The sequence below is a fragment of the Pseudoalteromonas sp. MT33b genome, assembly GCF_014117385.1.
GTDB lineage: Bacteria > Pseudomonadota > Gammaproteobacteria > Enterobacterales > Alteromonadaceae > Pseudoalteromonas > Pseudoalteromonas lipolytica.
In genome coordinates this window covers 579,455-592,274 of the sequence record NZ_CP059832.1, presented here as the reverse complement: position 1 = coordinate 592,274, position 12,820 = coordinate 579,455, and the positions used below count along the sequence as shown (strand labels likewise).

General features: G+C 40.5%; 12 protein-coding genes. 10 read left to right on the top strand and 2 right to left on the bottom strand.

What is annotated here, in order from left to right; all coding sequences use genetic code 11:
- Window positions 1–11 precede the first annotated feature (11 nt).
- Together H3302_RS18575 and H3302_RS18570 are read right to left on the bottom strand one after the other, a co-directional pair.
- Window positions 12–1,946, bottom strand: coding sequence for a methyl-accepting chemotaxis protein (locus H3302_RS18575; protein WP_036972216.1), 1,935 nt, complete (start codon window positions 1,944–1,946; stop codon window positions 12–14).
- A gap of 163 nt (window positions 1,947–2,109) precedes the next feature.
- A complete protein-coding gene (locus tag H3302_RS18570) occupies window positions 2,110–3,069 on the bottom strand; it encodes an AraC family transcriptional regulator (protein ID WP_162898063.1) in 960 nt (319 codons plus the stop codon).
- Between the two features lie 98 nt (window positions 3,070–3,167).
- Between H3302_RS18570 and H3302_RS18565 the strand changes: the two genes are divergently transcribed.
- The 10 genes from H3302_RS18565 (at window position 3,168) to H3302_RS19970 (ending at window position 12,807) form a co-directional block, all read left to right on the top strand.
- Window positions 3,168–3,488 (top strand): DUF962 domain-containing protein, encoded by a 321-nt coding sequence (locus tag H3302_RS18565; RefSeq protein WP_036972220.1) that lies wholly within the window; start codon window positions 3,168–3,170, stop codon window positions 3,486–3,488.
- A 3-nt stretch (window positions 3,489–3,491) separates the two neighbouring features.
- On the top strand, window positions 3,492–4,247 hold the full coding sequence (locus H3302_RS18560; RefSeq protein WP_259369931.1) for a class II aldolase/adducin family protein: 756 nt from the start codon (window positions 3,492–3,494) through the stop codon (window positions 4,245–4,247).
- A gap of 9 nt (window positions 4,248–4,256) precedes the next feature.
- Window positions 4,257–5,144, top strand: coding sequence for a bile acid:sodium symporter family protein (locus H3302_RS18555; RefSeq protein WP_182396485.1), 888 nt, complete (start codon window positions 4,257–4,259; stop codon window positions 5,142–5,144).
- 138 nt (window positions 5,145–5,282) lie between these two features.
- Window positions 5,283–6,236 (top strand): SPFH domain-containing protein, encoded by a 954-nt coding sequence (locus H3302_RS18550; protein WP_065978986.1) that lies wholly within the window; start codon window positions 5,283–5,285, stop codon window positions 6,234–6,236.
- 8 nt (window positions 6,237–6,244) lie between these two features.
- Window positions 6,245–6,697 carry an NfeD family protein gene (locus H3302_RS18545; RefSeq protein WP_036972229.1) on the top strand — a complete coding sequence of 151 codons (453 nt, stop codon included), beginning with the start codon at window positions 6,245–6,247 and terminating at the stop codon, window positions 6,695–6,697.
- Between the two features lie 83 nt (window positions 6,698–6,780).
- Window positions 6,781–7,617 carry a patatin family protein gene (locus tag H3302_RS18540; RefSeq protein WP_036972231.1) on the top strand — a complete coding sequence of 279 codons (837 nt, stop codon included), beginning with the start codon at window positions 6,781–6,783 and terminating at the stop codon, window positions 7,615–7,617.
- Window positions 7,618–7,705: 88 nt separating this feature from the next.
- Window positions 7,706–9,904, top strand: coding sequence for a carbohydrate-binding family V/XII (locus H3302_RS18535; RefSeq protein WP_182396484.1), 2,199 nt, complete (start codon window positions 7,706–7,708; stop codon window positions 9,902–9,904).
- A 252-nt stretch (window positions 9,905–10,156) separates the two neighbouring features.
- Window positions 10,157–11,782 (top strand): methyl-accepting chemotaxis protein, encoded by a 1,626-nt coding sequence (locus tag H3302_RS18530; protein ID WP_065978983.1) that lies wholly within the window; start codon window positions 10,157–10,159, stop codon window positions 11,780–11,782.
- 36 nt (window positions 11,783–11,818) lie between these two features.
- Entirely contained in the window at window positions 11,819–12,631 is an 813-nt protein-coding gene (locus H3302_RS18525; RefSeq protein WP_065978982.1) for a hypothetical protein, read from the top strand.
- Window positions 12,628–12,807 carry a hypothetical protein gene (locus H3302_RS19970; protein ID WP_259369906.1) on the top strand — a complete coding sequence of 60 codons (180 nt, stop codon included), beginning with the start codon at window positions 12,628–12,630 and terminating at the stop codon, window positions 12,805–12,807. Before H3302_RS18525 ends, H3302_RS19970 begins: the two co-directional genes overlap by 4 nt.
- Window positions 12,808–12,820 lie beyond the last annotated feature (13 nt).

Genomic DNA, 12,820 nt, shown 5'->3' with positions numbered 1-12,820 from the left:
TACCTTACAAATTACACTCTAAACTGACTAACCAAACCTTTTAGATGCTGAGCTCGCGATAACAAACTTTGTGTGCCTAGTTGTTGCTGTTGAGCGTTATTATGAATCTCAGTTGCACTCCCTGAAATTTCATGAGCAGATTGGTTTATATGCTCAACAACTGTGCCTTGTTCTTCTGTTGCTGCGGCAACTTGATGGTTGCCTTGACTAATCATTTCAAATTTATGTTGAATAGCTTGCAAAGATGACAACGCAACCTGAGTCAACTCTGTTACTTTTTGACTACTCAACGTACCTTGGGCTATCGCCTCTTGCGATTGTAGCGAAGAGCTTTGCAATCGAGACACTTGCTCACGAATTTCAGATGTTGAGTTTTGTGTGCGCTGTGCAAGTGAACGAACTTCATCTGCAACGACAGCAAACCCTCTACCCTGCTCTCCCGCTCTTGCAGCTTCAATAGCAGCATTCAATGCCAACAAGTTAGTTTGCTCAGAAATTGCATTAATTACTTCTACTACCGAGTTAATTTCAGCTGCTTGAGCTGCGAACTCACCGATACTTTTATCGACATCCATTAAAATATTATTCAGTTCTGTCATGGTCTTAGCTGTGATTGCCATACTTTGAGTGGTCTCAGCCGTTTCTTTAACCGCTTCTTCTGTATCGCTTGCAGTCCGATGAGCAATATCAGAGACCTCATTGATAGTTTGCCCCATTTCAGTGATAGCCGTTGCGACTTGATCGGTTTGCGCTTTTTGATCATCGGTAGCTGCAAACGTTTTATCAGCTGAAACGGCTAGATCATCAATCCCTTTACGCATCGCTTCTTCCGTTATGCTAATTTCATCAACTAGCTCAGCCACTTTTCCTATGATTGCATTAAAACCTTTAGCAAGGTGTCCCAATTCATTATCAACGCTGTCGTCTAGGCGCTTATGTAAGTCACCACCTTGACCAGACATTTCGAGCAGTTCATCACCCACACCACGAATTTTTGCGCTCAACCAATTAGCAAAGTACAGAGTTAGTACGAGGAAAATTGCGGCAAGGACAATACTAACAATGATTGACATGATAACCACTGCATTTATAGCCGATGAAATTTCGTCTTTTGGCTGTATCGCAACCAACGTTAGACCCATGCCTGAAATGGGCATCAAACCGGCGTAAACATCATTGCCATCAAGTTTAATTTGCGAAAGTGTAAAGCTGCTTTTGTTAGCATTCGTAATATTTTTAAATGAACTCAATTCATTAATATTTGATACTTGTTTACCAATGTAAGAATTATTCTCATGCGCAATAACACGGTTACTATCATCTATCAAAAATAAATAACCATGTTCACCTATTTTGCGTGACGTCACAATGCTCGATATGTCTGAAATGTCATACCCAAGGCCTGCAACCCCCACTTTTTCACCATTAATTTGCACTAAAGTATTTACATAAAGTGTAAGTTGCCCTCCTTCTTCACTAACATCTAATGCAAGTGCCTGACGTTCATTAGAGCTTAGGAAATCGAAAAACCAGTTATCGCGTGGTTCGTTTGCCGAAACAGCTTTAAAAAAACCTGCCTGAGTGTAATAACTTAGGGTATTGCGACTAACCCAAAAGACAGAAGAGGCGCCACTTTTAACTTTTAAATCAGCAAAATAATCCATAACACGATGATGGATATTTGAGTTTTTTTCTCCCTCACTCATCCACTGATGTAACATCAAGTTTTCGGCAAATGACTGAGATACTGAAATAGGGTAGCGCATTTGTGCATCAATTTGCGCTGCAACTTTACCCACCGCATCAGGTAACAATTGGGTTTCTGTTTGCTGATAATACAGTTTTGAAAATTGGCTTGTATTTATCAATGCACTTATCGTTGTAACAATAAGCAAAGTACAGAAAACAAAGCTTATAAAAATGGTGCGAAGTGACAAGTTACGCATGTGAGTAGACCTCAGACTTTATATGTAAATTAAATAGTTAAGATCATCCTTGCGTCTTAGGAGTGATTTTAGGCAATAACCCTTTGTTAAGCAATTACTATTTATATTTTTACAATTGTTATTACGTAAATTATCTTCAGTAAACTAATAACCTATTTTCTTATTAAGCAAGGGCTATCATTTGCTCTCGGTACACTTTAGGCGACACACCATACCAGCGGTTAAAAGCATGATGAAATGCACTTAGCTCAGAATAACCACATAAAAAAGCTATTTCAGTCAGTGATAAATCCGTTTCTGTCAGTAAAGACACACTTTTTTGCTTTCTGAGTAACGCCAATTCTTTGCTAAAATTAGTGCCTTCCTTAGCTAACCGACGTTGTAATGTTTTTTCACTCATATTCAATGCTTTAGCGAGCACAGCACAACTAAACTGACCTTGAATTAAATGCTCTTCCAACAGAATACGCAAAATCTGAGTTACTGTACTTTGTGATGCTAACTTTATATTACTCGATAAAAGTACCTGGCTTTGTACTTGCTCGCTAAAAAACAAACTATGTGTTTTCGCAGCGTATTCAATCGGGCAATTAAAGTGTTCGTTGATTTCAGCGTTAGGCTCTTTACGCTGTAAACAAATACGCGTTGGACACCAGTCTTTACCCTTCACTGTACGGGCTATTTTTAAACAAAAAGCCATGGGGGCTTCGTAACTTAATAATGACATATCGCGCTCGCCGTCACTAAAGTTAAAGCGCAGCTCATACTCATCACCATGATCAATTAGCGACACATTATGAGTATCTCCCATCAGTTTTTGATAACGCAATATAAGTCTAAACGCACTGAGTAACTGTGTTGATTGAATAATAGCCATTCCCACAACAGGGATAGCGCGTACGTTCATATTGCTACCAACATATACGCCTAAGTGTGTGTTTGGCAACATGGCTTGCGCTTGCTTCCAAAGCAAACTGACATGAGCTTGCGGATACCGAGCACTTTGACTGCTCAGATCAGTGAGTCGAATATTCGCGTTTTCAAATAACTCGTTAATTGGTAAGCCTTGCCATTTAAAAGACTCGGCCATAGCCCGTAACCACCAGCTTGAAAGAGTACGCACACACTGTCCTAAAAAAACAATTCAATGACCCATATTATCAAGTAATTTAAAAAATAAAAGCCTATTGTTAACCTGTAATTAACAATGGAGAAAGTATTATGGGCACTGTAGCCAGTAAACGTGAATTCACAAGTTTCAAAGAGTTTTATCCCTATTATCTTCAAGAGCATAAAAATAAAGTCTGCCGACGCTTACACTTCGTTGGTAGCTGGTTGGTGTTAGCTATTTTGTTCGCTGCTTTATACCAACAACACTATAGTTGGTTGCTGTTATGCCCTGTTGTTGGATATGGGTTTGCTTGGATTGGTCATTTCTTTTTTGAAAAAAACCGCCCTGCCACTTTTACGCATCCTTTTTATAGCTTTATAGGTGATTGGGTTATGTTTAAAGACATTATCGTTCGTAAAGTGCCATTTTAGGAAATCATCATGACCATGAAACATTCAGTCTCAGAACAAGAATGGCATGCACGTGTAGAACTTGCAGCTGCCTACCGCCTCGTTGCTTTATATGGTTGGGATGACCTAATTTTTACGCATATATCAATGCGCGTACCAGGTACTGAAAACGAGTTTTTAATAAACCCCTATGGCATGATGTTTCACGAAATCACAGCATCAAGCTTAATAAAAGTTGATCAACAATGTAATAAGCTGCACGACAGTGAATACCCCGTTAACCCTGCAGGCTTTAATATTCACAGTTGTATACATATGGCACGTGAAGATGCTCATTGCGTTATTCACACTCACTCATTAAATGGCACAGCAGTGTCTGCGAATAAAGACGGCTTACTGCCCATATCACAGCAAGCTGTGGTTGTTCACTCAGGTCTCAGTTATCACGATTATGAAGGAATAGCACTTAATCCCGCGGAGCAAAGTCGCTTGGTCAATGATTTAGGTAACAATCACTTTTTAATGTTGCGTAATCACGGCTTGTTAACCGTGGGCAGCACAGTTGCCGACGCCTTTTTGTTTATGTATATATTTGAAGCGGCCTGCGCTGTTCAAACCCGTACGACCCAAAATACTGAACACTTAGTACAGGTTCCTAAAGTCATTGTTGATGGCATAAAAGGACAAACAGAAATCGCAACTAAAGGACTTGGCGGTGCAATTGCTTGGCCTGCTCTGCTGCGCTTATTAGATTCTAAAAGTCCAGGTTACGACCAATAAGGGCATACCATGCAAATAGATATTTTGACTAAAGTAGTGCTGCCATTAGCACTGTTTATCATTATGTTTGGTATGGGCTTAGGACTCAAAAAGAAGGATTTTGGGGCTTTATTCTTAAGCCCCAAAGCACTGATTTTAGGCCTAACATGCCAAATGTTATTACTCCCTATGGTGGCTTTTTTACTTGCCATGGGTTTAAAGCTTCCTTCTGAACTTGCGATTGGCTTAATTTTAGTCGCATGTTGTCCAGGCGGCGTAACATCTAATTTATATACTTATCTATTTAAAGGTGACCTGGCCCTATCGATTAGTTTAACCACTTTAGCAACCTTTATATCCCCCTTTACTTTGCCGTTTATTGTACACTTTGCTATGTCATCATTTAGTGTGCCGGGGAATGAATTCACGTTACCAATAGTAAAAACGATTATACAAATGCTGGCTATTACCTTATTGCCCGTCACTGTTGGTATGCTATTCAACAACCTTAAACCCCACCTTAGCAGTAAAATTGAACCATTAATTCGCCGACTTTCGAGCGTATTTTTAGTCATTATTGTCGTGGCAATTATTCATAAAAATGCTGATCTAATGTTTAGTTTTTTTGCCACCAGCGGCCTTGCTACACTTACCTTAAACCTAACCACACTGATGCTAGGGCTGTTCTTTGCCAAAATATCCGGATTATCGCAGCCGCAGCAAATGAGTATTGCAATCGAAGTTGGATTGCAAAATGGAACGCTTGCTATTTTAATTGCTAGCACCCTCATAAATAATCCCACGATGGCCATACCCGGTGCGACATACAGCTTATTTATGTTTCTAACAGGGTATATTTTTTGTTACCTATTTAGCGCCCATAGCAATAAACAAGCACGGCTCATAAAAAACGTTTAATACTCCCTCAACAGCCAGCCACTCACAACTGAGTGTGGGTGCTGGCTGTTCATTTAACAAATTTATGGCGCGACATGCTTCCCAGTGATAATGTAGTTATTGGAAAAAAATAACATTAACAGTCTCTAAGGAAAGTACATGGATCCCCTATCGCAAATTTTCGATTTACTATTGAATGTCGAAGTTTTTATTCTAATTTTCATTTTAGTGCTCTTGAAAAGTAGCGTTAAATTCGTGCCTCAAAACCGTGCTTGGTTAATAGAACGGTTTGGTAAATACCAATCAACAAAAGAAGCCGGCCTTAACTTTATTGTGCCATTTATTGACCGCATAGCCGCTGATCGTAGTTTAAAAGAACAAGCACAAGATGTACCTTCACAGTCAGCTATCACGAAGGATAATATTTCATTGATTGTCGATGGCGTATTGTATTTCCGAGTGTTAGACCCCTACAAAGCAACCTATGGCGTAGATGATTATGTGTTCGCAGTAACTCAGCTTTCACAAACAACAATGCGTTCTGAGCTTGGTAAAATGGAGCTTGATAAAACATTTGAAGAGCGCGACCTATTAAACACCAATATCGTATCAGCCATTAACCAAGCTGCGGAGCCTTGGGGTATTCAGGTTTTACGCTACGAAATTAAAGATATTGTTCCTCCTCAATCCGTTATGGAAGCAATGGAAGCTCAAATGAAAGCTGAACGTGTAAAACGTGCACAAATATTAGAGTCTGAAGGTGATAGACAAGCAAATATCAACGTTGCAGAAGGTAAAAAACAAGCGCAAGTTCTCGCCGCAGAAGCCGATAAAGCAGAGCAAATATTACGAGCCGAAGGTGAAGCAAAAGCCATTATTGCAGTAGCAGAAGCCCAAGCAGATGCATTGCGCAAGGTTGGTGAAGCAGCCGATACCGAGCAAGGTCAAAAAGCAATTCAGCTTGATCTTGCAACCAAAGCCATTGCGGCAAAAGAAGCTATTGCGCGTGAATCATCAGTGGTATTACTCCCTGATAGCGGCACCGATGCCAGTTCATTAGTAGCACAAGGCATGTCTATTATTAACTCTTTGAACCAAAAACAAAAAAGTTAGGTTTCCCTATGGCATTTTTAGATACTTATTTAGCCGAAACACTGATGATTTTAGGTGTGCTTGCGCTAATTATTGAAGTTGCAGTGCTTGGAATGAGCACCTATGTGTTACTTTTTTTAGGTTTGTCTTTATTTGCCAGTGGTCTACTGATGAATATTGGCTTGCTTGATAGCAACTACACTACTGCACTGTGGAGCAATATTGTGTTTACCCTTGGTTTTGCCGTGGTGCTTTGGCAACCACTCAAACGTTTGCAAGATAAAACAGACACTAAACCATTGCACAATGACTTTGCCGACATCACCTTTGTTATTAATTCAGATGTTGATGACAGAGGTTTAACGACACATCCATACTCTGGTATCCAATGGCAGCTTAAAAGCCATACCCCTATTGCAGCAGGTAGTACTGTTAAAGTAACAGAAAAGCAAGTAGGCGTGCTCTGGGTTGAAGCAATTTAACACTTAGAGCCAAAACTCTATTTTGTTTTGTAATCGTGTTTGCTATGGTTTAGTAAACACGATTACAAGGGAAATGGAATACAATGACACAGAACAAAGCGCTGGTTGTAGAAGGCGGCGCAATGCGTGGTATTTTTGCCACAGGCGTACTAGATGCTTTTTTAAAAGCCAGCTATCAGCCGTTTCAACAGTGTTATGGCGTGTCTGCTGGCGCTACCAATATCGCCGCGTATTTATGCTCACAATATAAACGAAACCATGCGGTAATCACCGATTATTCATGTCGCCCCGAATTTATAAATTTTATCCGTTTTGCTAAAGGCGGCCACCTGTTTGATTTAGATTGGTTGTGGCAAGAAACTATTCGGGATATACGCCTCGATTTAGATACATTCAATAATCAAGCGAGTGAGTTTTACATTGTCGCAACCAATATCAAAACCGGTCACGCAGAGTATTTAAAAGCAAATGCTCAATTAATGGAAGAGCAACTTAAAGCGTCATGCGCCTTACCCATTGCCTATCGGCACTACCCCGTTATTAATGATATTCAACTGACCGACGGCGGTGTTGCAGACTCAATCCCCGTGCAAAAAGCATATGAAATGGGTAATAAAGATATCACGGTCGTTTTATCGCAACCGCTGGGTTATAAAAAGAAACCTGCAAAAGCCCCTTGGCTCGTTAAGCGGTTATACAAAGACACGCCCGCCCTTGCTGAAGCAACGTTGCGCCGAGCAAATAACTATAATCAAAGCATTGATTTTATTATGAACCCACCTAATGACTGCAACATAAATATCATTGCCCCACCGCCACAGTTTGCTGTTGGGCGAACAACAAAGTCATTTGCAAAATTATCAGCGGGCTATGACATGGGGGTCGATGCGGGGGCGCAATTTGTTGCTCAGCATTGTTGATATAATTGTGCGATAAACGGAACAAATTTAACGCAGTTTTTTCTTGCTGAGCTACACTTATTTGACGTGTATTCGACAAGGATTGAACATGAAACATGACGCGCCTTTTTATCGTTTTTTCAAATTATTCATCTTATTTAGCAGTGTAATATACTGCTTTCCTAGCAGTGCGATTGAGTGGCCTCAAAAAGTGCATACGACTGAGGGCACTTTGATTGTTTATCAGCCGCAACCAGAAAAGTTAATTGGCAATGCCCTTACTGCCAGAGCAGCCATGTCATTTACACAAAACAAAGAGCCCATATTTGGTGTTTTTTGGTTTACCGCAAAAATTGATACCGACAGAGAAAACGATAGCGTCACCGTACGCGATATGAGCGTCATTGATGTGCGTTGGCCAGAATCTAAAGATGCGGGAGAACAAACCTTTACCACCGTCGTAAACCAAGCGATTAAAACCAGTCAATTTAATACTTCACTGTCGCAACTGACTGCCAGTTTAGAAAACGCAGAAGTTGCAGAGCAAAGCTTAGCGCAATTAAAAACAGACCCTCCGATCATTATTTTTAAAGACAAAATTGCGGTGTTATTAAGCTTTGACGGTGAACCTAAATTTAGTGCTATCAAAGACACACACTATGAACGTGCATTAAATACAGCGATGACCGTTATTAAAGATACAAAAAACAAATCGCTTTACCTAACCGATGGGCACTTTTGGTATCAGGCAAAACAAGCAAAAGGCCCTTATAAACATACCCAATCTGTGCCTGCTGATTTAGCAAACATGCTCCCCAAAAACACAAGTACATCATCACTTTCATCCCCGCCTGAGATTGTTGTTGCTACCAAGCCCACTGAGCTTGTAGTAACCGATGGCGAAGCCAAATGGAAGAGCCTAAGTGGTGGAGAATTAATGTACGTGTTTAATACAGAAACTCCGTGGCTAAGAGAAATGCAAACCAATAACATGTATGTATTGCTTTCTGGACGTTGGTTTAGGGCGCAACAACACACTGGCCCTTGGACATTTGTACGAGCAAACGAGCTGCCTCAAAGCTTCGCAAATATCCCACCAGAATCAGACCTTGGTGGCTTACGTGACTCTGTTGCTGGCACCGAAGAGGCAAATGAAGCGGTGCTTGATGCAAAAGTGCCACAAACAGCAGCGATCAGTCGTAAAGACGCGCGTTTGACCGTGTACTATGATGGTAAGCCTAAATTTGAGCGCATTCCAGGAACTAACGTGTCGTACGCCATCAATACCGATGCACAAGTGCTGCAAATAAAAGGAAAATATTATGCTGTCGATAACGCAGTATGGTTTAAAGCTGATTCAGCGCAAGGGCCGTGGTTAGTGGCTGACAGCATTCCAAAAAATGAAATCGCCAAAATCCCACCCAGTTCACCCGTTTATAACCTTACCTATGTCGAGATTTATGAATCAACCCCAGACGTTGTGTACACAGGTTACTACCCGGGTTATGTATGGTCTTATCCTTATTACGGCGCGCCTGTTTATGGCACTGGGTGGTATTACCCACCATATTGGGGAGGTGGTTACTATTACCCTAGGCCGTCAACATGGGGCTTTAATATTGGCTATAACAACTGGACTGGCTGGTCGTTCGGCGTAAGTTGGAGCAATGGTTTTTTAAGCTTAGGAATGAATTGGGATTTAGGTTGGCCCACACATTACCGTCCTTATCACTGCTGTAATGGTTGGTATGGCGGCGGCTACCGAGGCCCCGTAGTCATTAATACCGGTGATATAAACATTGGCAATAACGTTAATATTGGCAATAAATTAAATAACCTTAACAACAAACGCCCGCTTCATAATATTTATAAACGCGGTCAAATAAAAACACGCCTAGCCTCAAAAACGCAGGTAAAGCGCGATTTAAAAACAGCCATCAGCCAGCGCGATAAAGCAAACAATATATTTGCCGATCGAAATGGGAATGTACTGAAACATGACGACGGAAAGTGGCAACAACGTGTTTCAGATAAGTGGCAAGATGTACCTAGCGATAAACAACAGCAGATTAAAGACCGCATACAAAATACTGACCGACAACATGTGCAGAATAAATTGCAAACCATTGATAAGAGTAAAGCTAAACACACTTTACAGCAGCGCCAGCAATCACATACTCAGCAAACAAATCGCATGCAACAACTAAATCAAGCTAACCGTGCTCGCCAACTTGGCATGCAAAGGCAACAAATGCGTCGTAATTTACCTAAACAAATGCCACGACAAATGCCCAACCGAGGTCACTAATAATACCCCCTTTAAAATGAAGCCCGATTTAATATTCGGGCTTCATTATTATTTAAAACTTAATAATTACACTCACAGAAAAATAAGCTGTTATAGACTCAAGCGTTTATGTGTAACGTTACACACAATGATGTAAATCAACTATTTGCACAAATTCAAGCAAAAGATAACTATAAACTATTGCAAAAACTTGCTTAAATACGTTTCTCTTATTAGCTTTAATATTAAGCCACTATAAAAGTTCATTTTATCATGTTAAATAACTACTCTGTTCGTTCTCGACTCGCTGTGTTAGCGCTGTTACCCGTGTCGATTTTTGTGATCACGTCTATTTTTACCATATCCATGATGCATAGCATGGTAAAAGGTATCGACAGCTTGTATGACGATCGCGTTGTGCCGCTAGAACAAATAAAAACAGTATCGGACAATTACGCCGTAAGTATTGTCGATTTATTTCATAAATACCGAGCAGAACAAATTTCTAAAACAGCATTTCTTCAGTCTGTAAACGAAGCCGAATCCTTAGCAGACAGTAAATGGCAGAGCTACTTAAGCACTAAACTCACCAGCGAAGAGCAACGCTTAGTCAACAATGTTGAAAAGAACTTAGACAATGTTAAATCAGAACTCGATACGCTTCTCACTGCGGTTAAAAATAATCAATTGAAGTCAATTCCAGACGATCAGTTTGTGAAAAGACTCTACGCTGTATTCGATCCCCTTAGCGAGAGTTATCAAGGGTTAATTGAATTACAACTATCAGAGGCTTATAAGTTTAAAAACACGGCAGACAAAAGCTTTGAAAAAGTCAGCATTGCCATGACGGCCTCCGTCATCATTCTCATCATTATTTTGCTAATTGTCGCTTTTATGATTTATCGCTCGATTCATAATCCATTACTTTCATTGAGTGGAACCATTGGCTCAATTTCTAAAAATGCAGATTTAACGCTCAGAGCAAAAACCCATGGTAACGATGAAATAGCCCAAGCAGCCAGCCATTTTAATGCCATGATGGAACGTATTCATACGCTAGTGAATGACGTAACAAGTGCAACACTCACTCTGTCTTCGGCGGCCGAAGAGATGAATTCAATTAGTGATCAAGTCGCCAGTACAGCCACGGAACAAGAGCACCAATCTGCAATGATAGCAACAGCAATTACGCAAATGAGTAGTGCGATTGAGCAAGTAGCAGCTAACGCACTTGCTACTTCAGAAAAAGCCTCACACACCGACAAAACAGCAAAAATGGGGCAGCAATCAGTTCAAGAAAACATTGATTCAATCAATCGTTTGTCACATATCGTTAATGCAAATACGCAGCTAATCAATGAACTTAACACCCAATCGACCGACATAAACCAAGTGGTGATGATGATCCAAGGTGTTGCTGAACAAACAAACTTACTGGCATTAAATGCAGCAATTGAGGCGGCACGTGCTGGCGAATCAGGGCGCGGCTTTGCGGTCGTTGCCGATGAAGTGAGGCAACTTGCGCACAATACACAAAAAGCGACAGCCAGTATCAATGAAATGATTAGTAAACTGCAATCAATGGCACAGCAAGCAGTTACAGCAATGGGCAATGCCGATGAAAGCGCCAAGCAAAGTGTTGAATTTGCTGAACGGTCATCGCAGTTGCTAATTGAAATAACACAAGAAATGGCACAAATCGCCGATATGAACAATCAAGTATCTACTGCAACGGATGAACAAACGACCGTTGCTAATGAACTCAGTTGTAATATTAATGAATTTAGTAGCAGTATTTCACTGGTCAGCGAAAGCTCACAACAAAATGCTCAAGCGAGCCAAGAGCTTGCATCGCTTGCTTCTCGATTACAACAGCAGGTACATGTTTTTAAAGTGTAAACGTAAACACAGTGCACTTAATAGAGAAATACACAGATGAATACCCTAAGACGTGTGTCTTTTATACTATGTGTCATGGTTAGTTTTGCAAATTATGCAGATGAGCAGCTTGTTATAAAACTTGCTCGGCCCGATTACCCTTTAGTTCAAAAAAATGAGTATATTCATGATGTTCTAGAAAAGAGCTTTGCAGTAATGAAAGTAGATGCCTCCCTACTTTACAACGTTAAGCCTATGAATGATAAACGAATAGTAGAGCAGTTGACTCATAATAAAGCCGTTACATTAGCGTGGCTATCGCTTCCTGGCGAAATACCTAACTCTTTGGTTAGAACAACTATTCCCTTGTACAAAGGCTTGCATGGAAAGCGTCTGCTAATTATTCGTGAAGGCGATGAAACGACTTTTCACAAAGTGAATAACCTTGACACTCTAAAACAATTAATCGGATTACAACAACAGAGTTGGTACGATTACACGGTTATGAAAAACAACGGCCTAACTGTTAATGGGGATCTGGACTATTTAGGCATGATCAAGGCGCTAGAAACAGGTTTAGGCGATTACTTCCCACGTTCGGTGTTGGCTATAGAATCTGAACTTGTCAAACTAAAGCAATTTCATTTGATCATTGAACCCTCTCTCATGCTGCAATATCCTAGCAATTACTACTTTTATTTAAGTAAAGAAAACCAACATATCGCGGATTTACTCGAGCAAGGAATGCAAAAACTTCAGCGTTCAGGTGAATTAGAGCGTATTTATTTGCACTATTTTGGCGACGTCGAAAAAAGGCTTAAACTCAAACAACGCCTTACCATTACACTTGAAAAAACGGCACTACAATGATTAAAAAGTTCATTCTCTTGCTTAGCTTTATTGCGGTGTTTATTGCAGGCTTTATGGTGGGTATTTATACCTTACCTATTCTTACGGCGACACCAGCCCCCGCTATCACCACATTACAACAGCATGCTAACCGTGCTTTGTTTAAGGGTGAGTTTAAAACTGATCTAAAAGGCTGACAGCCTGCATTAT